General features: G+C 37.3%; 21 protein-coding genes. 8 read left to right on the forward strand and 13 right to left on the reverse strand.

Translation table 11 applies throughout. The annotated features are described in order from the left end of the window. Positions 1 to 7 precede the first annotated feature (7 nt). The 6 genes from K5G00_RS18030 to K5G00_RS30075 form a co-directional block, all read right to left on the reverse strand. Positions 8 to 2281, reverse strand: a complete 2274-nt coding sequence (locus K5G00_RS18030) for a two-component regulator propeller domain-containing protein (RefSeq protein ID WP_238767582.1) — start codon at positions 2279 to 2281, stop codon at positions 8 to 10. Positions 2282 to 2292: 11 nt separating this feature from the next. Next, positions 2293 to 2880: a DUF1349 domain-containing protein gene (locus K5G00_RS18035; protein ID WP_238767583.1), complete on the reverse strand. Its 588-nt coding sequence runs from the start codon at positions 2878 to 2880 to the stop codon at positions 2293 to 2295. Positions 2881 to 2938: 58 nt separating this feature from the next. Then, entirely contained in the window at positions 2939 to 5689 is a 2751-nt protein-coding gene (locus K5G00_RS18040) for a family 78 glycoside hydrolase catalytic domain (protein WP_238767584.1), read from the reverse strand. Between the two features lie 10 nt (positions 5690 to 5699). Further along, positions 5700 to 6509 carry an HpcH/HpaI aldolase family protein gene (locus K5G00_RS18045; protein WP_238767585.1) on the reverse strand — a complete coding sequence of 270 codons (810 nt, stop codon included), beginning with the start codon at positions 6507 to 6509 and terminating at the stop codon, positions 5700 to 5702. Between the two features lie 10 nt (positions 6510 to 6519). Further along, positions 6520 to 6738 carry a hypothetical protein gene (locus tag K5G00_RS18050; protein WP_238767586.1) on the reverse strand — a complete coding sequence of 73 codons (219 nt, stop codon included), beginning with the start codon at positions 6736 to 6738 and terminating at the stop codon, positions 6520 to 6522. A 261-nt stretch (positions 6739 to 6999) separates the two neighbouring features. Next, entirely contained in the window at positions 7000 to 7851 is an 852-nt protein-coding gene (locus tag K5G00_RS30075; RefSeq protein WP_238767587.1) for an AraC family transcriptional regulator, read from the reverse strand. Between the two features lie 179 nt (positions 7852 to 8030). On the opposite strand from K5G00_RS30075, the gene K5G00_RS18060 reads away from it, so the two are divergent. From K5G00_RS18060 to K5G00_RS18080, 5 genes are all read left to right on the forward strand, one after another. After that, complete coding sequence (locus K5G00_RS18060) at positions 8031 to 8978, forward strand: dihydrodipicolinate synthase family protein (protein ID WP_238767588.1); 948 nt, start codon at positions 8031 to 8033, stop codon at positions 8976 to 8978. A gap of 1 nt (position 8979) precedes the next feature. Then, positions 8980 to 10494 carry a sodium:solute symporter gene (locus tag K5G00_RS18065; RefSeq protein WP_238767589.1) on the forward strand — a complete coding sequence of 505 codons (1515 nt, stop codon included), beginning with the start codon at positions 8980 to 8982 and terminating at the stop codon, positions 10492 to 10494. 1 nt (position 10495) lies between these two features. Continuing rightward, positions 10496 to 11581: a sialidase family protein gene (locus K5G00_RS18070; RefSeq protein ID WP_238767590.1), complete on the forward strand. Its 1086-nt coding sequence runs from the start codon at positions 10496 to 10498 to the stop codon at positions 11579 to 11581. A gap of 114 nt (positions 11582 to 11695) precedes the next feature. Beyond that, entirely contained in the window at positions 11696 to 13639 is a 1944-nt protein-coding gene (locus tag K5G00_RS18075) for an FG-GAP repeat domain-containing protein (RefSeq protein WP_238767591.1), read from the forward strand. A gap of 21 nt (positions 13640 to 13660) precedes the next feature. After that, a complete protein-coding gene (locus K5G00_RS18080; RefSeq protein ID WP_238767592.1) occupies positions 13661 to 14662 on the forward strand; it encodes a polysaccharide deacetylase family protein in 1002 nt (333 codons plus the stop codon). A gap of 58 nt (positions 14663 to 14720) precedes the next feature. On the opposite strand, the gene K5G00_RS18085 is transcribed toward K5G00_RS18080, so the two are convergent. The 3 genes from K5G00_RS18085 to K5G00_RS18095 form a co-directional block, all read right to left on the reverse strand. Beyond that, positions 14721 to 15152 carry a hypothetical protein gene (locus tag K5G00_RS18085; protein WP_238767593.1) on the reverse strand — a complete coding sequence of 144 codons (432 nt, stop codon included), beginning with the start codon at positions 15150 to 15152 and terminating at the stop codon, positions 14721 to 14723. Between the two features lie 341 nt (positions 15153 to 15493). After that, positions 15494 to 16753, reverse strand: coding sequence for a 6-bladed beta-propeller (locus tag K5G00_RS18090; RefSeq protein ID WP_238767594.1), 1260 nt, complete (start codon positions 16751 to 16753; stop codon positions 15494 to 15496). 57 nt (positions 16754 to 16810) lie between these two features. Further along, positions 16811 to 17980 (reverse strand): 6-bladed beta-propeller, encoded by a 1170-nt coding sequence (locus K5G00_RS18095; protein WP_238767595.1) that lies wholly within the window; start codon positions 17978 to 17980, stop codon positions 16811 to 16813. Between the two features lie 422 nt (positions 17981 to 18402). On the opposite strand from K5G00_RS18095, the gene K5G00_RS18100 reads away from it, so the two are divergent. The 3 genes from K5G00_RS18100 to K5G00_RS18110 are packed head-to-tail and all read left to right on the forward strand — an operon-like array spanning position 18403 to position 20625. Next, positions 18403 to 18888 (forward strand): RNA polymerase sigma factor, encoded by a 486-nt coding sequence (locus K5G00_RS18100; protein WP_238767596.1) that lies wholly within the window; start codon positions 18403 to 18405, stop codon positions 18886 to 18888. Continuing rightward, entirely contained in the window at positions 18875 to 19324 is a 450-nt protein-coding gene (locus tag K5G00_RS18105; protein ID WP_238767597.1) for an anti-sigma factor family protein, read from the forward strand. The genes K5G00_RS18100 and K5G00_RS18105 overlap by 14 nt, the downstream gene beginning before the upstream one ends. Before the next feature lie 11 nt (positions 19325 to 19335). Then, positions 19336 to 20625: a hypothetical protein gene (locus K5G00_RS18110; RefSeq protein WP_238767598.1), complete on the forward strand. Its 1290-nt coding sequence runs from the start codon at positions 19336 to 19338 to the stop codon at positions 20623 to 20625. A gap of 65 nt (positions 20626 to 20690) precedes the next feature. Here K5G00_RS18110 and K5G00_RS18115 read toward each other — a convergent pair whose 3' ends face one another. From K5G00_RS18115 to K5G00_RS18130, 4 genes are all read right to left on the reverse strand, one after another. Next, on the reverse strand, positions 20691 to 21929 hold the full coding sequence (locus K5G00_RS18115; RefSeq protein WP_238767599.1) for a 6-bladed beta-propeller: 1239 nt from the start codon (positions 21927 to 21929) through the stop codon (positions 20691 to 20693). Positions 21930 to 21960: 31 nt separating this feature from the next. Then, positions 21961 to 23217 (reverse strand): DUF4934 domain-containing protein, encoded by a 1257-nt coding sequence (locus K5G00_RS18120; RefSeq protein ID WP_238767600.1) that lies wholly within the window; start codon positions 23215 to 23217, stop codon positions 21961 to 21963. Positions 23218 to 23347: 130 nt separating this feature from the next. Next, on the reverse strand, positions 23348 to 24520 hold the full coding sequence (locus K5G00_RS18125) for a 6-bladed beta-propeller (RefSeq protein WP_238767601.1): 1173 nt from the start codon (positions 24518 to 24520) through the stop codon (positions 23348 to 23350). A gap of 53 nt (positions 24521 to 24573) precedes the next feature. Further along, positions 24574 to 25740 carry a 6-bladed beta-propeller gene (locus K5G00_RS18130; RefSeq protein WP_238767602.1) on the reverse strand — a complete coding sequence of 389 codons (1167 nt, stop codon included), beginning with the start codon at positions 25738 to 25740 and terminating at the stop codon, positions 24574 to 24576. Between the last annotated feature and the right edge of the window lie 4 nt (positions 25741 to 25744).

Below are 25744 nucleotides of genomic sequence, written 5' to 3' on the forward strand. Positions count from 1 at the left end.
GTTCAGGCTAACTACTTTGAATAATCTCCAGATAACGGGCCATCCAGTATGGCCACAACCAAAATACAGGCTCGCGTTCCAGTGTTGGATTTCCTTGTACCGCAGCCCAGGGATTTTTATCCCAGCGAACGGTAGCGCGGATACTTGCAGGCGGGAGTTCTGCAATTTGAACCTCTTCCAAAATAGGATGGCGAACAACTGTAACATCCTCGCGAATGGTATGGTCGATTCTCCAATCAACCAAATCGAGCGGTGCATCGATCAAAAATTCTATGGTTTGCTTCACATTTACCTTATTTCCGGTAGCCAAAGCATAGGTTAAATTGTTTATCAGATTTTCACCAGCCGGCTGTTTGGCCATCCATTCTTCAGCCAGATTTTGATAAAACTTCTTTAATTCCGGATCCTTTTCGTACTTCAACAAAATCGGAAAAAGATAGCCTTCCATAGTAAGATCAAAATATATCTGCCAGGCCGGATTTTTCTGGTTCAATATCGATGTATTTTTCAGATAACCTTCATTTTCAATTAGTCTTTTATACTCGTTCTCATACTTTTCTTTTCCGGTAATGTGAGCGGCAAATTTTAAAAATGCCAGTAATTCAAATGAATTAAGGGCTTTTTCAGACGACCAGTCCGGGTCATCATTTAGTTTATCCGGCGACCACACTCCCCAGCGCGTGTGTTTGCCGTCAACATCAACCAGATTATAATCATTTTTAATTAATCCGTCTATTATATTTGCAACATGTTCCCTGATAGCTTTTTTATCTTCTTCCTGCGCAGCATATTCATAAAAGAAAAAATAGGACATCATATGACCACACATTTCATCACTGCTGGTATCACCTTTCCAAAGCCATTTTTTGTCTTCCGACAAGCGCCAACGCTTTTCCACCGGTTTGTACCGCGGATCGTTTACCAAAGCTTCGGCTAATTGCCGGTTGGTATAAATGCGGTTTGGATCATGTACTTCTGTCCAATCATGCGGAACAATGGTTCTGGCAAAAATGGTTTCAGTGCCGGTTACCTCACGCAAATAACGTAGAAAATCAAACGCCTTTCGGGCTTTCTCCAATGCATTTTTATCCTTTGTTACTGCATATCTGAAACTTTCCATAGCAAGGTATCCACCTGTGTATTCGCCGTCGTTGTCATCATCGGCTTTAAACCAAAGCGAAGTATCGCCGGGGATTTCAAGCCGAACATTGCAACAAATCCAGGGGTCGCGAATATGTCTTCTCATCAGCTGCTCATAATAATCCTGGTGCTTATCTGCTAATGTCATTTCTTTTTGCCGAATGGAGCTAACACCCCCTGCCGTTGCCACCCAGGCATTTCCATCGTCATCAAAAGCCACATCATTCACTTTATTGTCCATTAACCATCTTCGGCTAAAACGCAAGGAATGAGAGCCATCTCTTGCGTAACGCACAACTCCAACGTCAGTTCCTACCCACATAACACTATCAGGAGACAATCGCACACAGTTCACAAAAATGGAAGGAATCCCATTTTCAGGTTTAAGATTTTTAACCAGTTTGTTATTGTTCCGGATGGATACTCCCCCCATTACGCCAGCCCATAAATTACTTACCGGGTCAAAAGCTACGGAATTTACATAGCAACTCACTAACTCGGTTGTATCCTGAAACAAGCGGGCTTTTCCGTCATTACACAAATAAAGGCCAGCGTCGGTTGCAACAAATAAATCTCCGTTTTCATCTATAATTGCATCGCGAACGGAGCGCGCTATGTTATATTCCTGTTTTTGCCACTGGTCTCCATTCGAATACCAAATTCCCATTGGCCCCAGCGCGTAACATTCGTTTCCGCGTGAACAAATTACGGAAATGGGAACTGTAACATTTTCAACCTTATTAAGCTTATTATTTTGAATTTCATAGAGACCATTCCATGTCCCTAATAAAACAGTTTCGTTATTTTTTGCAACAGCATAAGCAGGCCCCTTGTTTTTATCTCCTATAACCGGTGTCCAATTCCGCGATCCGGCGTTTTTTCGAAATACACCGCCAGCAGTAGCTATCCACACATTGGAATTATTGTCGACCAAAATACTGCGCACTTCATTATCTGCTTCACTCTCGCCAATCTTAAACGCCTCATGAAATTCCTGAATAAAAGGTGTATCAAAATAAACTGAATCAGCGAAGGTCGCTTTTTTTTCACGAGAGTCTTTTTGGCAGGAGACTGAATTTATTATTAATAAAATTAATCCTACCCAGAAACCTACCTGTTTCAATAAATTTTTAAATTTCATTCAGCACCAGTTTAATTGTATTTTGGCCAAATACACGGACCTATTTTAAATTCGGAGAAAGTGGCATTAAAACTTGATTGCAAAGGGCTGCAGGCATAAACCCCGATATTTGCCAGCTCAATTAGTTGATGAAAATGAAATATCCTCATTTGACGAAAATGAATTCCATCGGTGGAGTTTTCCACCAAAAAATCCTGTTCACTCCTACTTAACCTATACCACATTTCAGAAATAGTAGCGGGAATGTCGGTGGTCGCCCAGTCGGAATATCCAAGATTGGTGGCCACCGAGCCTAGACGCGCAAATTCTTCATTCTCATATTCCACAGACACTTTCAACCAATTTTCACTGTCCTGATAAAGCAAAATACCACACTGATCATACATAAAATCAGAATCAAAACTCGTTTTTACGCTGAAGGTAAAGTCTCCGCTTAGTTCTGCTAAAAAACCAGGTGCGCTGTCATTCTGAAAACCATAATGTGTTCGCTGCCATAAATCCGTTCCGGCTTCAGTTGTAATTTTCAGGTGATCATCCGCAAGTTTAAAATTCCTGGGTTTGTTTATCCATTTAAAGGCTCTTAAATCCGATTGATTCATATCTAAATATTTAATTTTCAAATCTTTGTAAAACACCTATTCATCTTGGCTCTTTGCATCAGCTCTTTTTTAAAAGAAAAGCATAGCTACCTGAACTAATCTTCAATACATGCCTCCCATCTTGGTAACCTATATATGTAACATCATCTGCATTTTCCAGCGTCGTTTCATTTTCAAATACTTGCTCATCTTTCTCTCCGGGAATGTATACCGTTGCGGATGTATTGAATGGGATTTCCGCTTTCAAAGAAAAAAAACCAGGCTGTTTCTCCCATTCAACAGCAATTTTTCCACGCATGGTTTCTGTGCTTGCTTTAGCAAATTTCAATCCCTCCAACAAATGAGGTTTGATAGTATAAGTTTTAAACGCCGTGTTCTTCCCGTCCGGCTGAATTCCGGCAATGTATTTATAAAACCAGGCATCGATACTTCCCATCATTACATGGTTCTTTGACTGTTTTAGTGTCCAAAATTCACAAACAGTTGTATATTCTTCCATCATACTGTTCCAGCCCGGATACGTTTTTTGCGTAATAATATTCCATGCCACATCTGCCCGCCCCATTTGAGCCAGTGCTTCGGGCATATATTTGGTTCCCAAAACACCGGTAGTGAGATGGTTATCATGATTAACTTCAATGTCGTACACCAAATTATCCAGTACTTTCTTTCGACTATTTTCAGGAGCTAATCCCAAAAAAAGAGGAAAAGCATTGGCCATTTGGCTGTCATCATTGTAATTCCCTGTTTCCTGTTGAAAATAATTCTGATTATATGCTTTTTTAATTTCTTCAGCCCGATTCAAAAAGTACTTTTGGTCGGATTTATTTTCCAAAATCTCAGCCACTTTTGATAAAATGGTAGCGTTAAAATAATAAAACGCAGTTGGCACAGATTCAGGCTGGCCTTCTTTCCACCCATCGACCAAACTCCCCCAGTCGCCAATCCATCCTGAAGGCAAAATATAATTATTTGAAAGGCTGTCGAGAAATTGCATATAACGTTTCATGGCTGGATAATGCTCAGTCAGAATTTGTTTGTCGTTATACCAAAGGTAGTATTGCCAAAGCATAATTATGTATGTACTGCTCCACTCAATACCTTCATCCCAAATATATGGTTGTGGCGAAATAATGGGAAGATCGCCCGTTTCTTCATCCTGATTGAGTTGAATACCCCTGAACCAATTTTTAAAAAATCCAGCCATATCAAAATTAAACATGGCTTCTTCGGCGGTTACCTGAGCATCACCAAACCACCCAAGCCGCTCATCACGCTGGGGGCAATCCATAGGATAACCGAGCATGTTACTTTTTTGAGACCAAACTGTTGCCCGATGAATTTTATTTACCAAAGAATCGCTGCATTCAAAATTTCCAATTTGACGGTTATCGGTATGTACAACACATCCGGTTATTTCATCCAAATTTAAGAATCCTCCCACTGAGGAGACTTCCACATATTTAAAGCCAAAATAGGTAAAATGGGGTTCATAAAATTCTGTTCCCTCACCTTTTAAAATATATTCAGCCCTTGCATTGGCCTGCTCATTGCTGGTATCGTCAATACGTCCATCTTCCCTGATATCTTCTGCAAAACGAATTTTTATTTTTATGCCTTTCTGTCCTTGTACTTTTATCCGAACCCAACCCGTAAAATTTTGTCCCATATCAAAGGTTCGAACGTTTACACTCCTATTGGGAATTTCGTTAGGTTGAATGGTCTGAATAACTTTTATAGCCGGCATGGTTTGCGATTTCAACGTAACGTTATGAGAATGAAAAACTCTTACTTTCTTCCACTCAGACTCATCAAAATCAGCAATTGTCCAGCCCGGTTGTTCCAAATTGGCATCATAAATTTCGCCGTCGTAAATACAGTTAAAAACTACCGGGCCATCAGAGCAGCTCCAGCTCTTGTCTGTTTTTATGGTTTCAACAGAACCATCGGTGTACGTGATTTCTATTTGGGCAAATGCCTTTTTAGAGCCAAACCACTGCATACGATATTGTTTCCACCATTTTTTATAAGGATTATACCAACCGTTTCCCAAATGAATTCCAAAAGCATTTTTCCCTTCATGTAACAAATCTGTCACGTCATAAGTGCTGTAAAGAATCTCTTTGTGGTATGGTGTTTTTGCAGGATCGAGCACATGATCTCCGACCCGTTTTCCATTGATAAAAAACTCATAAAATCCCACGCCGGTGACAAATGCTTTAGCCGATTTAATTTTCCGCGGCAACAAAACTTCTTTTCTCAACAGAAGCGACTGACCAGAATATTCTACAGATTCTATCTGTGCTTTATTATCTTTTTCCTTAATTATAAAACCTTTTTCCAAAACCATGTCAACAGCATTTTCTTTCCCAATCCATTGAGCCAGCCAGTCATTTTTTTGCAAAAAAGCTGTTTCGAAGGAATCAACCTGGCTTTCCAGTTTTGCGCCCCGATTATCCCAAACCACTGCTTTCCAATAATACTTCTGATTAGATTTTAGCTTCGCTTTCTGAAGTTTGTGCTGAGTGGTCTCAGCAGATTCTGTTTTTTCAGAATCCCAAATATCAGCTTTGTTGTTTTCCAACATTTCTTTCGATGAAGCCAATAATATTTGATAAGCCGTTTGTTTGTGATTGCGTTCGAATGAAGAAATAATCCATGAAAAATGAGGCCGTTGCACATCGATGTTAATAGGTTGTACAATGTTTTCAACCAACATTTTCTCAAAAGAAAAACCTTTCTTTTGCTTTTCAGAACAGGCGAAAAACACAATAATAAAAACAAAAAATATGAAAATATTTCTTTTCATTTTCTTCTCGTTACACAATTAAATCTTCTGACGAACGATTTGTTTCCTCTCCGCCACTTTCTCTTATCCTGTTTATATCTTTTAATAGCTGCTGCGAGAATATAGCTATATCCGAACTATGCATAACAATATTCGCTCCTTCTTTTACCCATTTAATCTGCCTGTCGGGCGTTTCTGAAAAGTGAATGCCCACTGCCACATTCTTTTCGAGGCATCTTTGAACAATAAACTGAACCACTTTTTCAAATTCAGGATGGTCATATTGTTCAGGAATCCCCATACTCACAGATAAATCGTGCGGACCAATAAAAACAGCATCTACACCTGAAACATTTAGCAGCTCATCCAATTTTTCAAATGCCGGCATACTTTCAATATTGATGAGACAAATGTTGCCTTGATTATAGTTGACAAGATACTCCTTTAATTCAGGCTTTAATACTGCCGGACTTTCAAGCACTTCCTGTAATTTTTCTCCTTTTAATGGTCGGTATTTTAAAGCCCCGACCAGCTCTTTTACCTGTCTTCTGTTTTCAATATATGGAGCCAGGACTCCTTCAGCCCCGGCATCAATCATCTGACAAGCCAAAATTGGATCGGGAGACGGAATCCGGACTATAGGAGCAATTCCTAATGCGGAGTACAACTGGCATAAATTTGCAACTTCCATTCTTTCTAAAGGAATGTGCTCCGTATCAAGAAAAACAAAATCGAGTTTTGCGTTTTTTGCGGCTTTACTCCAAAGTGGTGAAAAAGAAGATATACAAGTTCCGTAAATTTTATCTCCTCTTTTTATTTTAGCCAGCAGTAATTTTTTCATTTTTAAAAGTTTAAATTCTCTTTGCCAATTTTCGAACCGAAGGAACTTTTAACGCGTAGTTCATTTTTTTAATCCATAAATTTAAATTGTAGAAATTATATCTTTCAATTTCTACCTGCTGAGATGGTGATATTTTGTCGCCAACATGTTCTTCTTCTCCATTAAAAGCCTCCCACCACTTTATTTTTCTGTATAATTTATCAATAATATTTTTGGGATTTGGATACATAAGCAGCAGTTATGAAAGTTCTTTGAAATCCGTTAAAATATACAACTACAAAAAACAAATATCAGCTAACAATATTTTTGAACAATATAAAAAATCAATATACTATCAAAATAACGGGAGAAAGTCAACTTTTGCCTCACAATTGTTCGCTTTTTTCAATACAATATTGACTTTCCTGTTTCTATTTACTTCACAACATTTGTTTCCTGTGAAGTAACTTTCAAGGATAAATTTGAGGATATAAACTAAATATACTGTAATCTATTTAAAATCTTTTCGGTATTCTGATGGTGTTTTTTTCATTATCACCTTAAAATAATGATTAAAATTAGCCAGATTATTATAACCGCATTCGTAACAAATATGTGTGACAGGTTTATCTGTTTCTGCAAGTAATTTTGCAGCTATTCCAATTCGAACACTTTTTACATATTCCATAAAAGTCTGGTTGGTTTTCTTTTTAAAATACCTGCAAAAAGAGCTGGGTTCCATATAAACCAGTTTCGCAGCATCTTTCAGATTTATTCCTTCCTGTACATTCTGAAAAACATATTCGTATATTTTGTCTATTTGTTCCCGGTCTTTGTCATAGGTATTTGGCATAGCAGAAGGAAGAGCCAGGTATTCACGATCTTCAATCTTTAGCAAAAGACTAAAAACCTTCAACAACAAAATGTAACGTTCCAGTCCTTTCAGTTCAACCATTCTGTTAAGCGTTGTCGCAACCTTTTCTGTTTTAGGCCCTTTAAATAAAATACCGCTGTGTGCTTTTTTTAACAAATCCACAACATCTTCCAATTCAGGAATATTAAAAAAATCGGAGCTGATTATGTTTTCATAAAAATGGGTAACAACACATTCCGGATCTATATTTTTCTCATGTTCAAGCACTTCCCAACAATGAGAAATGTTAGGTCCCAGCAAAACCAAATCTCCGGATGTATAACTTGAAATGTGATTTCCCACAATTCTCCTTCCCGAGCCCGCTGTAATTAGATTCAACTCATAATTTTTGTGAGAATGAATCTTTTCAGAATCCGGATCCATCTTTAACCGGCGCGTGATAAACGAATGCTTATTGGGGACAAAAATTTTCTCGTATACAAATTCCACTGTAAATATTTTTAACCTTAAAACGTAAATATAATACGAATATTTTGATTTTAAGTCAAAATTCAATGTAAATAAAACAATATACAAGAAGCAAAATGCTCTTAATACAACTTCCTTTGTATTAATTAACGAGCAATCAGATAACCAACTGAATTACTCAAAAACTCAACATTAATCAGATGAACATAGATCTACATGGGATAATTCCTCCAATTGTCACTCCGTTAAAAAACGAGAGTGAAATCGATGAGCAGGGATTGAAGCAACTTATCGAACACGTAATAGCCGGCGGAGTACACGGACTATTCCTTTTGGGAACAACAGGAGAAGCGACAAGCTTAAGTTATCAAATTCGAAAAGAATTTATTGAAAAAGCATGTTTGGCAGTCAATAGGAGAGTACCTGTTGTAGTTGGTATTACAGACACATCAGTAACGGGTTCACTCGAAATAGCTGCCGCTTCAAAAAAATCGGGAGCAGATGCGTTGGTGATTTCCACGCCTTATTATTTGCCAATATCACAACAGGAGTTTGTTAATTACCTTAAAAATCTTACTCCAAAGCTACCTTTACCTTTTTTATTGTATAACATGCCAGGCTGTACAAAAATGCATATGTCGGTTGATACGGTAAAAGCTGCCTACAAACTCGGGGCAATAGGTATTAAAGATAGTTCGGGAGACATGGGATACCTTTATGCACTTCAGGAGATATTTAAAAACAATCCGGATTTTTCGGTCATTTGCGGAACAGAATTATTTCTGCCCGAGTCGGTTATTTTCGGAGGAAAAGGTGCGGTCCCAGGCGGAGCAAATATTTTTCCGAAAATATTTGTAGATTTATACGAAGCCGCTGTAAACAATGATTTAAATAAAATTTCAAAACTTAGAGAAATTGTCATTCAAATTGAGAAAAAAATATATAATATTGGTAAAGACAGTTCGAAATATATAAAAAGTATTAAGTGCGCTTTATCTGTTATGGGAGTTTGTAATGATTTTGTAGCTCAGCCATTTGAACGTTTTGAAAAAGAGGATTGTGATTTATTGAGGACAAATTTACATGAATTGATTAAAACGTATCCCGAAATCAATGCTGAATTTAATACTTTAAAAACTACAACATAATATGAATCTGCCACTAATTGACTTAATTGTATTTTTTATCATTACCATTGGAAATGTTTTATTTGGCGCAAGTTTTTACTTTAAAAACAAAACATCAAGCCAGTTTACATCAGGTGGTGGTGCACTTCCTTCCTGGGTGGTGGGTATGTCGATTTTTGCGACTTTTGTAAGCAGCATAAGTTTTCTTGCATTACCGGGAAAAGCTTATATGAGCGACTGGAATGCTTTGGTTTTCAGTTTTGCCATTCCGATTGCTGCGATTTTAGCCGTAAAGTTTTTTGTTCCGCTGTATCGGAATCTGGGAAGTATTTCGGCATATAATTATCTGGAAGTAAGATTTGGCACCTGGGCGCGAATTTATGCTTCAATCTGTTACATTTTAACTCAGTTGATGCGAACAGGAGCTATCTTGTTGCTGTTGGCATTGCCGTTAAACGCTTTGTTTGGATGGGATATAAAGACAATAATTATAGTAACAGGAATTGCTGTAACGGCTTATTCTATGCTAGGGGGAATCCAGGCTGTGGTTTGGACAGATGCTATTCAGGGCATTATTCTTGTAATTGGTGCAATTGCCTGTGCTGCTATCCTAACATTTTCTATGCCCGAAGGTCCTTCTCAGGTTTTTGAGATTGCAGCCGCCAATAATAAATTTAGTCTTGGCAGCTTTAGTGCAAGTGTTTCAGAATCCACTTTTTGGGTTGTACTTATTTACGGATTATTTATCAATCTGCAGAATTACGGAATTGACCAGAATTTTGTACAACGTTATATGACAACCAGCACCGAAAAGAAAGCAAAATCGTCAGCTATGTTTGGTGCACTGTTGTACTTACCTGTATCTCTCATTTTCTTTTACATCGGAACGGCACTTTATTCCTATTATACGGCTCAACCCGATTTGTTGCCGGCCGAACTACAAGTTGCAGGTACCGGTGACAAAGTGTTTCCACATTTTATTGTTAACGGAATGCCACGCGGAATTACCGGGCTTCTGATAGCAGCTATTTTTGCAGCCGGAATGAGTACTGTCTCAACAAGTATTAACAGTACTGCTACCATTATTTTATCCGATTACTATCAACGCTATTTCGAAAAAAACACAAACGACAAATCTGAAATGAAAGTGCTGTATATTTCTTCAATAGTATTTGGTGCGCTTGGAGTTATTATTTCACTGTCGCTTGTTGGTGTTGAAAGTGTTTTAGATGCCTGGTGGTCACTTGCTTCTATTTTTAGCGGCGGTATGTTGGGTTTATTTCTACTGGCCTTTCTTTCGAAAAAAGTCAATAATATGGATGCCGCAATTGGCGTAATAATAGGCGTTTTGATTATCATTTGGATGAGTTTATCTCCACTTTATTTTACGGAAGGAAATCTGCTGGCATTTAAAAGCCCGTTCCACAGCAATCTCACCATTGTTATCGGAACTTTGGTTATTTTCCTGACTGGTTTTATTTTAATGAAACTTTCTTCAGGAAAAAGAAAAAACAACAGTATACAAAAACAATCGTAATATGAAAACCTATTTATTTTTAATTGCATTTTTTATGGTCACCAGTCTTTCCGCACAACAGCCGTTTAGCGGGAAAGATGCCATTGTAAAAGAAGAATTTATCTATCAAAGTGGCGACGTATCTTTTCCAAGTTGTCATGCTTCAACAATAGAAGAGATAGAAGGAGGATTGATTGCATCGTGGTTTGGCGGAACCCATGAAAAACATCCTGACGTGGGAATTTGGGTAAGTCGTTTTGTCAACGGGAAATGGACAACTCCTGTTGAAGTAGCCAACGGCATTCAGCATAAAACATTACGTTATCCCACGTGGAATCCGGTTCTTTTTAATACAGGAAATGAAATCATCTTGTTCTATAAAGACGGTCCCAATCCACGGGAATGGTGGGGAGAATATGTTACTTCTTCTGATAACGGGAAAACGTGGTCACAATCGCTTCGACTCCCGGAAGAGATTGTGGGACCAATAAAAAACAAACCGGTTTTGTTAAAAAACGGAGAGTTGTTATGCCCGTCAAGTACCGAAGATGATGGATGGAAAGTACATATGGAAATAACATCTGATTATGGAAAAACGTGGGAACGTACCGAGAATTTGAAATATACTGATAATATTGGAGCAATTCAACCATCGGTTCTTTTTCACGAAAACGGAAAACTACAAATATTATGCAGAAGTCAGAATAAAATGATTGTATCAGCCTGGTCGGAAGATAACGGAAGAACCTGGACTAAACTGAAACCAACTTCTCTGCCAAATCCAAATTCGGGTACCGATGCAGTAACGTTGAAAGATGGCAGACATGTTTTAATTTATAATCATGTTGAACCATCGGAAAGCTGGGGAGACCGAAATATTTTGAATCTGGCAGTTTCAGAAGATGGTATCAACTGGAAAGCTGCCGTTCTTTTGGAAAACGACCCCGACAAAGATGGTGAATATTCCTATCCGGCGGTAATTCAAACAGAAGATGGACTGGTTCATATAACCTACACATGGAACAGAAAACTTATAAAACATGTAGTTGTTGATCCGACAAAACTAAAAACAAAAGCTTTAACAAATGGCGAATGGCCGAATCGATAATAATAGAATATTTTAAGGTTTTTAATTAAATCGTATGAATTTAAAAGTCAGTTTTCACTTTGAATAGAAAACTGGCTTTTACGCATTGTTATAACAACAAGAAACACAATAAAAATGAAATTTTGGGGAACGCTGATTTTTGTTTCGATTTTTATATCCGGAATTGCTCAAAATAATCCGGAAGATCTGGTTCGCATTAAATACAACAATCCCGGTTTAATTACCGACCTGGGAGTAGGCTTGTGGGCCTGGCCCTTCCCTATGGATTTTGACAAAGACGGAGACCTTGATTTACTGGTAAACTGTCCGGACAAACCTTTTAACGGCATTTGGTTTTTCGAGAACAAAACAGGAGGCAGCAACCCGGTATTCAAAACACCTGTAAAACTCACTGAAAGCAAGCGCAACCTTCAAATTTCAAACGTAAATGGCGAGCACAAAGTAATGTTGCCTGGTGTTGCTTTTCCTGATTTTTTTAACAGTTATTTTGAAAAACCGGACACACTTTTTAAAGAAAGCTTTTATCAGTCAATTATTCAAAAGCCCCGGTTCAATTTGTGGCGATATGTCGACTTTGAAAAAGACGGCGACCTTGACTTTGTTATCGCAGTCGACGACTGGCAGGAATATGGCTGGGACAATGCCTTTAACGATAAAGGAGAGTGGACAAATGGGCCGCTGCACGGAACGGTTTACCTTGTTGAACAGGGTCGGCGTGGAAAATATGAAGCCCCAAAACCTGTGCTGGCAGATGGAAAAATTATTGATACCTATGGAATCTCGGGTGCCAACTTTGAAGATTTTGACGGCGATGGTGACTTGGATATTATTACAGCCGAATTTGTTGATCGCTTATCCTGGTTCGAAAATATAGGAACGCGGAAAAAACCGGAATATGCTGCAGGAAAATTTATAAAAGTCAACGGAGAAGTGCTCCACCTCGATTTGGAAATGGTCGTTCCAAGTGCAATTGACTGGGATGGGAACGGCACCATCGACCTGATTGTGGGAGAAGAAGACGGTCGTGTTGTATTCTTAAAAAACACAGGCAAAAAAGACACTGATGGTCCGATATTCGAACCACCCGTTTATGTGCAACAGGAGCAACAATATTTAAAATTCGGGGCGCTGGTTACCCCCTACAGCGTTGATTGGGATGCAGATGGTGATGAAGACCTCATTTGTGGAAATACTGCCGGTTATATTGGTTTTATAGAAAACCTGGGCGGAGGTGAAACGCCTAAATGGGCTAAGCCCGTTTATTTGAAAGCTGACGGAGAAACCATCCTGATTCAGGCCGGCGAAAATGGATCGATTCAGGGGCCGGCAGAGAGAAAATGGGGCTATACAACGCTGTCGGTAGCCGATTGGAATGATGATGGATTATTGGATATTATTTACAATTCAATTTGGGGAAAAGTAGCGTGGTTCGAAAATATTGGCACAAAAGGAAATCCCAGGTTAGCAGCCTCAAAACCAGTTGAAGTTGAATGGAATGGTACGAATCCCAAACCTTCCTGGAACTGGTGGAGCCCTAGAGGGAAAAATCTGGCAACCCAGTGGAGAACAACGCCGCTGGCATACGACTGGAACGGAGACGGATGGATGGACCTGCTCATGCTTGACCATGAAGGCTATCTTGCGTTTTGGGAACGGTATTTTGAAAACGGACAGTTAAAATTAAAACCTGGGAAACGAATTTTTACCGGAAAAAGCAGCGAATTTACAAGATATTTTTCCAATGATGACAAAGGACTACTTCGACTAAATACACGCGAAGCTGGTAGCTCAGGCCGGCGAAAATTCTGTGTAGTCGACTGGGATCGCGATGGCAGGCTTGATTTTCTTGTAAACAGCGACAACGTTAATTTTTTACGGAATATAGGAGAAAAAGACGGATTGATAATTTTAGAAGACATGGGTACACTTTCAGAGATGGATTTGGCCGGGCATACAACCTCTCCCACTACTATGGATTGGGACAAAAACGGAACGCCAGATCTGTTGATTGGAGCAGAAGATGGCCATTTCTATTATATGAAAAACAAAAACGATTAAGAATATCAAATCAAAATAAATATGAAAAATACAGGAAACCATTTTCAGAAAAAGATTGTACTTACAAAACATGTTTTTTTGTTTTTATTTTTCGCATTTATTTCTTCCCTGAATTTTGCGCAAAAAACTACAGAAAAAACAAGCAATGCAGAAAAATTGGGCTATCCAAAAGGAAAAGTTATTCTTTTGTTGCATTGCGATGATGCAGGTATGTGCGAAGAAGCCAACATTGCTGTTCAAAGTTATTCTTTAAAAAATCACATTCAATCGGCAGCTGTTATGATGCCTTGTCCAAATGCGGAAGAAATGGTTGAGTGGGCCAAAAAACATCCCAAAGCTGATATTGGTGTACATCTGACTTTAACGAGTGAATGGAAAAACTATCGCTGGGGGCCTGTTTCAAAATCGTCAAAAGTTCCAGGTCTGGTTGATCCGGATGGAAAATTCTGGCACGAAGTTCCGGATGTGGTAATGCACGCCAGCGCTGAAGAAGTAAAAACTGAAATCCGTGCACAAATTGACAAAATGATAAAAATGGGCTATCAGCCTTCGCATATCGATACGCATATGGGCACGCTTTATGGGTCAGCCGAATATGTAAAAGTTTTTCTTGAAACTGCGGAAGATTACAATATTCCGGCAAATGCCATAGATTTATCTGACAAAGAAGTTAGAGCATTTTATCAAAAAGCAGGCTACCCGATTACCAACGAAGTGGTTGACCTTCTGTCTGAATACAAACTTCCCAAACTCGACAACTTTGGCAGTGTGCCTGAGGGAAAAACTTATGAAGAAAAAAGAGATAATTTTTTCCAACTCGTAAAATCATTAAAACCGGGGCTGACCGAAATTATTTTCCATCCGTCTATCGAAACTGAAAACTTGAAAAGTATTACAAATTCATGGCAACAGCGCGTTTGGGAAGCTGAAATGTTTTCGGACCCGCGGGTGATACAATTTTTTCAGGATAATGATATTGTCCTTACAACCTGGACAGAAATCATGGAAAAATCTGAGAAATAATCATTAACCCATCTTTTATCAGGCAGGTTGATAAAAAAGTAGCTAAAGCCGGTATTTGTTATTGCCCTGTTTTATCTTTTTCAATATCTCCAACAGGTAACCAGTCATCCATATTTCCATAATCTGACCGGTCAATTTTAAATGGTTTCAGTGCCTGAAATTCCTGAATTGTTATCAAAACAAGATATCTTTTTCCAGAAAACCGTTTTGTGAGACCCGCGTTCAGCAGCAATTTATCCTGATTTTGTTCAACAATCTCAACCGATTCTTCCTTTGTTAGCTTTTCCGAATTAAAAACCTCTTCTACTATTGCTTTCGCTTTTACCAGCCCGTCTCCTTTATTTTCAACAAAATATAAAACATCAGATTTATTCACCCTTCCATAAGGCAATTTTCGCCCCATCGCTCCACGGATAATCATTGTCTTTTGTCCGCTTTTTATGTTTTGAAGTTCTTTTGCTTTGTAATCGAGATATACGACGTGATCCATAATATTTTTGAATTTATGTTTATTGGTTTTCTTTTTTCTTAAACCATTCGGTGATTTTCGATTTTTGAAATTTCGTTTTTTTCGACTGATATAGATGTTGTTAGAAAAACAAAAGTACATAAATAATTGTCAATGCCTCGGAAACCGCATTGCTAGCAGCCTAAAAATATGAGTTGGATCTAAATTGAATTCTTCCTTCAACTTTTTAATCATCAAAAGCTTTAATTTTAAAAAAGATACGACTCCGGAGTCGTATCTTTTTTTACTCTTTTATTTTCTAATTACGTTAGAATATACTGTTTTTGTGGCAGGGTGCTTCTTTGTTGTTTATCACATACAAACTACTTTTTCAACTTTGCAACCATCAAAAAGCTATTATCATCTTCTTTCAACGTATTGCCAAGCTGAACCAGTTTTTCTTTTTGTTCCGGAAATTTTGCTTCGCAGTTTTTAAATGTTTGTGAATCGAGATACTGTTTCATATCCAATGCTGTAACATCAACAAACATTAACGAATCGTTTGAAAAGCGTGGTTTAAAATCAGGCCCGCCATTTAAATCGTTTACAAAACCATATTCTTCTCCTTTGTTTTTTAAAGCCACTCCTTCTTTTGTCTTTTTATTGTATAATATACAACCTTCTTCCATTTCGTCTTTACTTTTTGTTTTATCCATATGCGAGCCATAGCGCACAAAAATATAAGCTGCCGATTCATTTACGCCCAACCAGTAACACTCTTTTGGAAGTGGTTTTCCCGACATTTTCTCAGGAATTAAATCATCCGGGATTTTGTGATCCTTTAAATCCACCAAAAATTTTGGAACAATTTTGTTTTTTTCATTGTAAGTATAAACCGTATCGTTGTACCAGCCTTTCATATGTAGTTTATTGTTGGCAAGATAAAAATTGTCTCGTCCCGAGTAAAAAATAAGAAAACTATTCTGTTCTTTCTTTTCCCAGAAGATATGGTTTTGAATTGTTTGTAAAGTATCACCGTTAAAGTCGGTTTCAATAAAAACAAAGGGTTCTGTTCCCATATTAGGTTCACTAAAACTGACGAATATACTATCATGAGCCCAAACCATTTGCAAACGGTCGAATCCATCCAGTTTAATGGTGTTTACGTATTCTCCTTCAAAATTATAAACCAGAATCTTCCTCGTCCAGTTGGTGTGAATATAAATCAGCTTTTTTTTCTCATCAATTGAAAACGTACGCATCAAACCATATTCTTTGGGACCACGGCCTTCTTTACCAATGTGCCGGATAAATTTCCCGCTTCGGTCGAACTGAGTTAACAAATTTGACCCGGTGTGTTTAATAAAAATATAATCCTTTGTTAGTTGCACATCCATAACTCTGCCCAACAATGCTTTGTCACTGTTCTCAAATTGAATAAATTCAACATTTCCTGCAATTTTTGAAACGGGTACTTCCTGTTTATGTTTAATTATACCGGCAAAATCAATGGTTAAAAATGTATTTGATTTTGCATTTTCAGCGGTTTCTATCTCAGGGCTCCCCTTAGTTTCCGGTTTGGTTTTGCATGCGGTAACAACAATTAGCAATACAAATAATAATTGGATTTTATGACTCTTCATCTTTAAAAAATTGGTCTGGATGCATCCCCGTCAGGAAGATGCATCCTTTGTGTAAAATTATTTCATTTTTCCAACAAACAAAACCTCATTATCATCCTCTTTTAGCTGGCTCAACAAGGTCTCTATTTTTTGTTTTTCTTTCGATTTTAATTCTCCTTTTTTTAGCGATTTATCAAGTTCTTCCATCAATTGCATGGCATTTATGGAAGAAATAAACATTCCGTTGTTGCTCATATAAAACTTGTTGATTTCGTAACCGCCCCAGAAATCGTTTTTAATCCGGAAGAAATCGGATTTCAGGGTTTTCTTGTCAACCAAAACTTTGGCTCCATTGTATTTTTTCCCAAAAATCTGGGTACAGTAATGGCTTTTCCATTCATATATCCAGGTTCCTTGTTTCTCTCCTGTAAAAAATGCGACGAATTGGGGAATCATTCTGTTTTTTTCAACATCGTAATGGTAAAGTGTATCTGGTGAGTCGCTTCCGTAAGATAGTTTAAAGTAATCAAAAGCATCGGCATTTCGGCTCGACGAAAGTTCGCTGTTAAAACCAACAAACTGCCCCTGCGCGTTCCGCGGATTAGTAATCAAATTTTCGGGCTCAAAACATTCTTTTAATAATTTCCCTTCTATCGTTTGCTGACAGGCAATCGGGATTGGCTCACCCTCAAATGGCATGGACAATACTGTTACGGTGTTGTTTGTTACATAGGCATGAAATTTAGTTTGTGGATATACCAACGGAATATCCGGTAAATTTTCTCCATCCAGCGAATAGACGAACAGCTTTGTTGCCCGCGCAAACGGAGTTAAATAAATTCGTTTTGCATCTTCATCCAATTGGATTCCGTAAAGCGAATTAAACTCACCCGGCCCTCTACCTATTTTGCCAATGTCGCGGATAAACTTCCCTTCACGCGTAAACAGTTTTATTGGAAAACTCCCCCGACTGTGAATGGCAATATAATTTTCTGATATACTAACATGATAGACACTTTCAAACAACGATTTTTCGTTGGTTTCAAGCGGTATGATTTCGCATTCACTTATTATTTCACTTAAAGGCAGGTCAATTGTATCGGTAACTTCGCTAATGTTACAATCGACTACCTCGTTGCCGTTTACTTTTACAATCTTAGCGTGCGAGCCTTTTTGTTTGTTTCCGCAACCAGCAATAAAGGCAACCATTAAAAAGGCAATAATGAGATTAAAGATGTTTCTTTTCATGCTTGTTTTTTTTGTTAATTGAATTTTTGGCAGACTTCAAATGCAGCCTTATATCTATGTCGGAGAAACAGTTATTTTGTGACAATGAATAAGATTTAGTTACCATGACGTAATTATCAGCGTTCCGGTACCTGTAATTGTCAGACATTCCCGAGATATTTCAAGCAGGAAATTCGCCTCACAAGACTGGAAATCAAACCAATACCAATTAGTCGGACTCTCATTTATTTCCAAAAAAAAGGGAGTGTGAGCGCTTTTTTTATAGAAGTTATGTGCTTACAGCACCATTACAAAAATCCAAAATAAATTTATAACCAAAATAATTTTGCACTATTGTGGCTTAATTTTTGAAAAAAGCGTTGGAAATTGTCACAAATCAACACCTTTGAAAGACATCATATTATTAAATGAGTTAGTCGACCTTGAAATCGTTCGAAAAGATATATGAACAAAACTACCCCATGATGTACCGCGTAGCGGTGAAAATGATTGGAGATAAAGACGCTGTTCGGGATATTGTTCAGGAGGTCTTTGTTTGTTTGTATGAAAAAGGAAAAGGCACCGATGAAATAAACAACTACTCTGCATGGCTGTACAAAGCAACCTATTTTAAGAGTATTGATTATCTGAAAGCAAATAAGCGATTTAGCAAACTGGAAACAATTGAAGACAGAACCTGTCAGGAAGAGTCGTATGAGCAAAAAGAAGTTAAAAAGATGATACAAAATGCGCTGAATAAACTGGACCCAAAAAACCGTTTTTTAGTGGTTCTATACAGCGAAGGACTCTCCTACAAGGAAATGGCTGAGATAACTGAAATAAATTTTGCATCAGTAGGAAAAACATTATCAAGGGCTTTAAAAAAAATGGAAAAGGAACTAAAGACGGAATATTATGAACTGTTTTAACGAAGAAATCTTTCAAAAATATGTTGATGGCGAATGTTCAGAAACCGAAATAGACCAAATAGAAGCACATATTGAGAAGTGTGTTGAATGTAAAACTAACGTCGAGTTGCTTAGGGAACGTTCCGAAAATATAAAAAAACAAATTAATGCTTTGGTTGGAGACGTTCCTGAAATGCCGGGAATATCAACACTTATAAAAGAAAAAAAGCCGGTAATCCCAATCCGAAAAAAACTGGCATACGGAATGGCTGCTGCAAGCTTGTTTCTGCTAATCGTTTTATTCTTTGGAAAATCTCAGCAAAGCCAACCAGAAGAAACAATCTTGTTTTATAACATTGATTACGAAATAGATGCCAACAAGCCTTTAACAGAGCAGGAAATGGTTTTGTATATTACCGATGAGAATGGCTTTGGTTTAAACAATGATTCAAACTAAAAAGCAGTAAAATGAAAAAAATACTTTTTGTAATAATGATAACATGTTCAGGATTTTGGGCACACGGACAAAACCTTTTGGATATTTACAAAGGTGGAACGGTAGTTCTAACACCCGATACGGAATATGCTCAAAATAACGACTGGGATACCGTTTTTAAGTCATACTACGATACGCTTTACGGGGCCCCTATGGGTAACCGGAAATCGCTGGTGCTGATGCCCGATGGTTCAGTTGTGGTAAATCATCAATACCGTAATTTTTACAGTAAATTTTCACCAAATGGTACGTTTCTAAATGAATTTGGCATTACAGGCAACAATGGGGAAAAATTTAAAAAGACGCAGCGCATTTCGGGCGTAATTAACAACAATACGTTTTTTACAGGCCTCAACAATCTGGGAGATATGTTTTGTTTTGATTTTGACGGGAACTACAAAAAAACATTAAAACTGGATTATATGACCTGGCAACAACTTCCGCTACCCAACGGGAAAATTGCTGTGGTTGGCTGGGTTATCTGGAAAACTAAATTCCGCGATTTTGTTGCAATTGTGGATTACGAAACCAACGACCAAAAAATAATATGGGAGCATTTTACTTCGAGAGACGAATTTGGCGTACACACCCAACTTTTTAATTACACGTATGAATTTAAAATTCAAGGTGCTATCGGGTGTACCACCATGCCATTTTCCAAAGCTTCAGGAATAAAAGCCCGTCCGAAACTGGCGTGTGTGAACGACCAGTTGGTTCTGGCGAATCCAACTTCTGGCGAAATTAGTATTTATGATTTGGATGGAAACCTGGTTTCAAAAAGGCAGATGGATTTAAGCAGGGGGCAGATATCGGTAGAAGAACAAAAGGAAATTCAACAAAAAGCCATTGAACGTTACAAAAACATGAATCCGTTGCGTTTTGAAGGTTTTGCAGGAAAAGTTAGCGCCGAAGAAAGCCGAAAAGCACATAACTACCTGGTAAAAACCATGGAAGCTGATTTGAGAAAAATAACAGATCCCATTTCCAAACCCTACTTTTCTACTTTACTCCAGGACTCCGATGGTAATATTTTGTTCTTCGATTTCGCGAACGAGCAAGGAGCCAATAAATTCAACGTTTGGATATACAAGAATGGCGGCCAGTTTGTTTGCGAGAGCAGTTTTGTTTGCGACAACTACGAACTTCAGATCAATCCCGAAAAAATGGTTTTCCGCGACGGGTATTTATACGGGCTTCAGGAATTAAAAGATGCCTCGGGAGTGCCGCTGCGTTTGGTACGATTTTCCATAAAAAATCGCTAGAAGAATGAAAATCTGAAGGATGGCATCTCTTTAAAGGGATGCTATCTTTAGCTGCTTTGCGAGATTTATTCTTTCAGCTTTGCAATCATCACAACCGGGTTATCTGTTTCTTTTACTGCTTTTAAAACAGCAGGTACATTCTTTGCTTTTTCCGGGTTGTTGGTCATCCACTCTACCAGTTTATATGCTTCAATATAAGTTATTATTTCGTTATCTGAATTAATGTATGCTTTCAACAATTGAAAAGGCACTCCTTCCTGACGTGTAATATTCAGGGCTTTATTCTCTACTATTTTTGTAACTTTTGTTTTCTTATTATAATAACCCCAGTATTTTTCCTGATTGTAAAGGAATTCGAAAAACAGAAACCTTTCAGATTCACATAAGTTGGAAATAACAAAATAGTCGAATATTGGTAGTATCAGATTTCCATTTTTATCTTGTTTGTAATCTTCCAATTCGTCTTTTTTCTCGTAAGGAAAACTATACTTTCCCATTTGAAATACATACCTTGGAGTTAATGATTTTTCCTCCACATAGAAAAGAGTATCATTAAAAGCTTCTTTAAAAAACAAGTTATTATTGTACCGACAAAAAAGCCCTTCAGTTTTACTTACACTTATCGATGGAGACTTTTTCACAAAAGAAAACGGATTTGGAAAAGTTTGAACAATGTTACCAGATGTTCTGAATGTTACAATTTTTCTTTTCTCATTTCCCAAAATATTTAGTAAAAAACCCGCAAAAGTACTGTCGTTTAAAATTCCAAACGAACCAATGAAGGAAGTTGGGAATTTAATATTACAAACTTTTTCTCCCTGGAAATTATAGCCACACCACGATTTATTCCAGTTCTCGGCATAAATAATTTTATTCTTTTCGTCGAAAGGAAGGCCTCCCAGTGTAACTTTATATCCTTTTGGACTTTTATCAATATTTCCTATTTTTTTGATGAACTTTCCTGAACTTTTATCAAATAAAAAAATTTGCCGATTTCCATTTAAAAGAATGACAGAATCATCAGCAAAAAAGCGAAAACCATTGTCAATCATACAGGATTTGCCTGTTTCCAACATCACGTATTTTACGCCTCTAAAAAGCTCATCAAATTGCAACCGTTGCATATTTTGAAAAGCCATCTTTAAATCAATTATTTCGACGTTATCTGCTTTCTTTGAAGCAGTCGTAGCCCGTAAAGAAAGAGACAGGTAGGAAATAAGTATAACAGAAATAAATAAAACGATTTTTAACGAAATCGTGTTTCCAATAAAAGAGATTCCTGAACTTAAATTTGAATTATTCATTATTCTATTTTTTTGGGGGTTTGCGGTAGGCCTATTCTTTCAGCTTCACAATCATTACCACCGGGTTATCAGTTTCCTTGATAGTTTTCAACTTTTGCAATTCAGGCGAAAGTAACGCCCTTTTTTCAGGGTTTTCGTCGAACCAGAGTTTTACTTCATAAGCTTCGTTGAAACCAATGATTTCATCGTTTTGGTTGGAAGAGACAAATCTGAACGGGATAAAATTATTGATGTCATTTTCAAATCCTCCGATGCTGTTGGAAACTTTGGTAATTTGACTTTTTTTATCAAAATATCCGTAATAATATTCGCTTTCAAAATTTTCTTTCGGTTTTCGTATTTTAAAAAACAGGTAACGGTTTGATTCAAAAACATTTTCAATGGGTAAAAAGGGTACTTCTCCTTTGCTTTTTGTATAATCGGTTGCGTTTGTTGTTGACGTTTCGCCTGAGTTAAGAACAAATTTGGGTAGTAAAGTATCCATAGAAACAGTATAAACAGTGTCGGTAAAACGTTCATAAAAATGCAACTGATTATCGAGCTGGTAGTATTTTGCATTCCAGCCGTAAACAGAAATTCCGTCACGTTTAATGTCATAGTCAAAATGGTTGTATTGCGGAAAAATTTTTATCCGGTGGTTATTTTCATTAAAAACGATCAGTTTTGCTTCCTGTTTTCCGTCGATATTCCAAACATAACCTACAAAACTGGTGTCATTTAAGGGGGCAATTGAAGTAACTATTTCTCCAAATACATTGTCCATAATATCCCCTTCTTTGTCGATTGAATATGCGGTTACCTTATCGGAAAAACTGCCGTCAGCAGAATAGCGGTAATAACTTTTCGGATCCCAACCACTGGTATAAACCAGCTTTTTTCCCTCATCAAAAGGAAATGTTTGTACCACTTTTTTATACCCGCCGGGATCGTTCCCATAGTGCCCAATTTCGCGAAGAAATTTGCCGCTGGTTCTGTCAAACACATAAATCTGGTTTTGGGCAAAAGCAATAATTTCGTTTCCGTTCAGATAAAAATCCGGATTCTGTGCCAGTAGGTGTTTTTTATCTGAATCCAGAGCCACGTATTCGATTTTTCCCTCAGCTATTTCACTTATGTTTACGTTAACATCCTGACCAAACGCTTCACTTATTCCAACGTTATAAAGTACATTTTCCTGCTTTTTCTCTTTCGGAGAACAGCCAACCAGAAATATTAGCAGGACAAAAATGAAATAATGAGATTGTTTTTTTATGTTCTTCACTCCTGATTTTATCGTTTTATGTTTCATGGAAATTTAAATTGAGGTAAACAATATGTTTTAGGCGATAAACTTACAACTGATTTTTCAGTTCTGCAACTATTTTACCAGTTACTAAATCATAAAAATAGCTGTTTTATAAAGCCGTTTTTTGTTCCGTTTATTCTTTCAATTTCACCAGCATTAAAACCGGGTTATTATTTTCATCCAAATCAGAGCTTATCTTTTTTAAATTTGATTCGGGTTTTCCCTTGCCTTTAAAAAACTCTTTAAATTCCATTGCGGTGTAGCTTGTGATTAAAAATCTATCATTTATACCTACTTTGGGGAATACCGGAAGGCCGTTATACAAGTCATCCTGAAAACCAAACAGATCAAAATCAGAATCAAACAAATTGTAAAATGTATTTTCCCGTTTATCGAAAACACCTGCTTTCCGCTGTTCCTGGTGCCCGTAATAAATAAAAAGATAATCTTCCGTTTCACTTAATCCAAGCAAACCAATTTTTTCAAAACTTTCCGGATTGGCGCGGTTTGTTCCCACATTATTTTTCACCTGAATTTCAAAATCGTCCACATCGCTGTATTTTTCATATTTACCATAATCCAGATAATATACCGGAGTAGTTTTTCCCTTTTCATCCAATTCGTAAATCGTATTTTCGTGTGGATTCTTATAGCGCGTTTTACCCATAAACCGATAAAAAATGGCCGGATAAACATTTAAACCATAGCGGTTGCCGGGGTGCTTGTTAAACTTATTTTTTTGAACCGTTCTCGCTTTCAGGTTTAAAATATAAAAATCGCACCAGGGTTCCTGTTCGTAAGTAAATCCCATATTGAAAACAGCAAAATTGTTTTCAGAAACCCATTCTATCGGGCCGGGCAAAAAGTTAATTTTTTCTTCATCCACAAAATTTCCTTCAAAATCATATTTTATTATTCGCTTAGAATTCATATCATAAACAATGATATGCCGATGTGCCCGGTCTATTAGAAAAGATTGAGAGCCATGCATATATTCACCGGGGCCTCGTCCTTTTTTGCCAATCCGTTTTAAAAAACTGCCGTTTAAATCGTATCTGAAAATATAATTATAGTCGCTTATAAAAAGGGTTTCTTCAAAGATTTCAATTTTTGAAATATTGGTATCGAATAAACAATTTTTGTTAGTTTCCAGCGGTATAAAACGGATACTTTCGGCAATTTTGCTTACCGGTATTTTTTCTGATTTGCCAATGTTTTGCCCCATGGGAATACGGATGGCTTCCTGTGCATTTATCAAAACAGAGCAACCCAATAATAAGGTGATAAAGATTTTATTCTTTTTCATTTTGTGTTTGTTTTTATGGATAATATCGCTCAGTGAATATCACCGGTAACAGATTAAGATTTTTCTTTCATAAGCACCAAAACAGGATTATCTTCCACGTTTATAACACTTTGCAGTTTAAGTAATTTTGATTTTATTGTTGTTGATTTAATATTTAGTTTGTTAATATCTAAAGCGGCCAAATGAACCGGTTGCAAAAATGCAACAAATTCTCCCGGAACATTTGAATGATTAGGGAGTAAAGTATTGGGCCATAAAAAAGAACAAGTTTCAATCTTTTCGGTTTCGCCGTATTTTGTCTGTATTTGATAAAATTCACCCGTTTTTTTATTATAAACAGCATCGCGCCAGTCGGTACCATAAAAATAAGAAAGAAGCAAATAATCGCTTGTTTCATTAATCGAGATAATTTCAATCATCCCGGGAGCTGCACCAAACGTTAGTCTTCCATCCGGAACATTTCTTTTTTTTCCTGGTGAGAGTTCAAAAACTTTTTTACTTTTTTCTGGACTCAAAACCTTATAGACAAAATCGCAATACGTTGATTTATAAAAAAGATTATTGTTGAAATGCCAGAATATAAATGGCCATTGTGATGTTTTGTATTCTTTTGAGCTGGGCTCCAGGGAAAACTGATGTATTCGCTTCCCTGAAGAATCAAACGATGTTAATTCATAATAAGGAGCTCTTTTGTTGTTAAGGGGAAATGTTTGCGCAACTAAAAAGCAGGTATCATTTAATAGTTCACACTCTCTGATATGAGGTTGGCCTTCCAAAAAAATATCGCTGGCATTTTTTCCGTCTGTGCTGTACTCTACAACTTTAAAACAACCAATATCAAAAACATAAACAGAATTATTCCAACAGCGAATATCCAGAGGCAGCGCAACACAAAACTCTCCGGGCCCCCGTCCGAGTTTTCCTATTTTTCGCAGAAACTTCCCTTTTCGGTCGAATATCAGAATTCCCTGCTGATCTTTACTAAACAGGTAAATCTCATCTTTGGTAACTACTGTTCTTCCTATTCCTGTTAAACATTCAGGCTTTGTTTCCAAAGGCACAAAGTCAAGCAGTTCAAAAATATCGGTTGTATTTTTAGAGGCTTTTGCTTTTACCATTTTCGTAAGATCGAGTTTTAATAGCTCTCCTGAATTTTGAGTATCTACGTGAGAAAAAGCAAAAAGCGCTGCAATAACGACATAAAAAATTAAAGCTTTCATGACA

Source organism: Maribellus maritimus (assembly GCF_022267315.1).
GTDB classification, from domain to species: domain Bacteria; phylum Bacteroidota; class Bacteroidia; order Bacteroidales; family Prolixibacteraceae; genus Draconibacterium; species Draconibacterium maritimum.

What these genes read in the sequence shown, in the direction of transcription:
- K5G00_RS18030 (WP_238767582.1), bottom strand. Translation starts at nt 2,281, where the DNA reads ATGAAATTTAAAAATTTATTGAAACAGGTAGGTTTCTGGGTAGGATTA.
- K5G00_RS18035 (WP_238767583.1), bottom strand. Translation starts at nt 2,880, where the DNA reads ATGAATCAATCGGATTTAAGAGCCTTTAAATGGATAAACAAACCCAGG.
- K5G00_RS18040 (WP_238767584.1), bottom strand. Translation starts at nt 5,689, where the DNA reads ATGAAAAGAAATATTTTCATATTTTTTGTTTTTATTATTGTGTTTTTC.
- K5G00_RS18045 (WP_238767585.1), bottom strand. Translation starts at nt 6,509, where the DNA reads ATGAAAAAATTACTGCTGGCTAAAATAAAAAGAGGAGATAAAATTTAC.
- K5G00_RS18050 (WP_238767586.1), bottom strand. Translation starts at nt 6,738, where the DNA reads ATGTATCCAAATCCCAAAAATATTATTGATAAATTATACAGAAAAATA.
- K5G00_RS18060 (WP_238767588.1), top strand. Translation starts at nt 8,031, where the DNA reads ATGAACATAGATCTACATGGGATAATTCCTCCAATTGTCACTCCGTTA.
- K5G00_RS18065 (WP_238767589.1), top strand. Translation starts at nt 8,980, where the DNA reads ATGAATCTGCCACTAATTGACTTAATTGTATTTTTTATCATTACCATT.
- K5G00_RS18070 (WP_238767590.1), top strand. Translation starts at nt 10,496, where the DNA reads ATGAAAACCTATTTATTTTTAATTGCATTTTTTATGGTCACCAGTCTT.
- K5G00_RS18075 (WP_238767591.1), top strand. Translation starts at nt 11,696, where the DNA reads ATGAAATTTTGGGGAACGCTGATTTTTGTTTCGATTTTTATATCCGGA.
- K5G00_RS18080 (WP_238767592.1), top strand. Translation starts at nt 13,661, where the DNA reads ATGAAAAATACAGGAAACCATTTTCAGAAAAAGATTGTACTTACAAAA.
- K5G00_RS18085 (WP_238767593.1), bottom strand. Translation starts at nt 15,152, where the DNA reads ATGGATCACGTCGTATATCTCGATTACAAAGCAAAAGAACTTCAAAAC.
- K5G00_RS18090 (WP_238767594.1), bottom strand. Translation starts at nt 16,753, where the DNA reads ATGAAGAGTCATAAAATCCAATTATTATTTGTATTGCTAATTGTTGTT.
- K5G00_RS18095 (WP_238767595.1), bottom strand. Translation starts at nt 17,980, where the DNA reads ATGAAAAGAAACATCTTTAATCTCATTATTGCCTTTTTAATGGTTGCC.
- K5G00_RS18105 (WP_238767597.1), top strand. Translation starts at nt 18,875, where the DNA reads ATGAACTGTTTTAACGAAGAAATCTTTCAAAAATATGTTGATGGCGAA.
- K5G00_RS18110 (WP_238767598.1), top strand. Translation starts at nt 19,336, where the DNA reads ATGAAAAAAATACTTTTTGTAATAATGATAACATGTTCAGGATTTTGG.
- K5G00_RS18115 (WP_238767599.1), bottom strand. Translation starts at nt 21,929, where the DNA reads ATGAATAATTCAAATTTAAGTTCAGGAATCTCTTTTATTGGAAACACG.
- K5G00_RS18120 (WP_238767600.1), bottom strand. Translation starts at nt 23,217, where the DNA reads ATGAAACATAAAACGATAAAATCAGGAGTGAAGAACATAAAAAAACAA.
- K5G00_RS18125 (WP_238767601.1), bottom strand. Translation starts at nt 24,520, where the DNA reads ATGAAAAAGAATAAAATCTTTATCACCTTATTATTGGGTTGCTCTGTT.
- K5G00_RS18130 (WP_238767602.1), bottom strand. Translation starts at nt 25,740, where the DNA reads ATGAAAGCTTTAATTTTTTATGTCGTTATTGCAGCGCTTTTTGCTTTT.